The sequence below is a fragment of the Collinsella sp. HCP3S3_D1 genome, assembly GCF_052064015.1.
Taxonomy (GTDB): Bacteria; Actinomycetota; Coriobacteriia; order Coriobacteriales; family Coriobacteriaceae; genus Collinsella.
Genome location: NZ_JBQHWK010000042.1, coordinates 1 through 816 on the forward strand (window position 1 = coordinate 1; position 816 = coordinate 816).

Genomic DNA, 816 nt, shown 5'->3' on the forward strand with positions numbered 1-816 from the left:
GAGAGCGCCTCGACGGCCGGGCGCCACCGGTCGGTCCGGGCGAGGGCGAGCACCTTCTTCTCGAGCTGCCGGCGGTCCGACTCCGCGCACCTCGCGGCCGTGACGTAGTACTCGAGCACGTCGCGCTGGGGCCCCTCGAGCCTGATCCCGGATATCCACCTCCAGTGGGCGCGCGTCCAGGATCCCTTCCTCGTCCCGTCGGCGTTGCGCTCGTCCCAGACGTGGCCCAGCCTGATCAGGAACATGTTGAGGCGCTGCCTGGCGCGGCGGTACTCCGCCGTGGCGTCGTCGAGGGCGCGGTCGAGGTCCCGGGCGGCCTCGACGGCCGCATCGGGCAGCGGGACCTCCACGATGTTGTGGGTGGCGAGCATGCGGGCGATGAACTCGGCGTCGCGCCGGTCGTTCTTGCGGCGCGCGTCCGCCGCCGGCCTCTGCATCTTGGAGACGGCGGCCACGGCGCAGTCGAGGCCGAGCGCGCGCAGCTCGCGCGCCATGTGGAAGCCGGTGGGGCCGCTCTCGTAGCAGGCCCTGGGCTCCTCGAACCCGAGGGCCCACTCCGCGATCTCGGCGGCGTCCGTCCCGAAGTCACGGTGCACCACCTCGCCGGTGAAGGGGTTGAACGCCGCGGCGGCGACCGATCGCGCGTGGACGTCCAGGCCGATGGAGGTAACATGGGGCATGGGAAGCCTCCTCCCCGCAGGTGCGGTAAGGGCTACCGCACGGGCCGATACTCAAAGCCCATTGTGGCATCCCGAGCCCGCGAAAAGAAGCTGCGCCGCGGGGGAGGCGACCCAAATGGCTTTCTCATATCGTCTT

1 protein-coding gene is annotated in these 816 nt (G+C 71.1%); it reads right to left on the reverse strand.

The window, feature by feature from the left end:
• On the reverse strand, window positions 1–680 hold a 680-nt coding region (locus ACTNDJ_RS08935), incomplete at its 3' end, for an IS110 family transposase (protein WP_441083572.1).
• Between the last annotated feature and the right edge of the window lie 136 nt (window positions 681–816).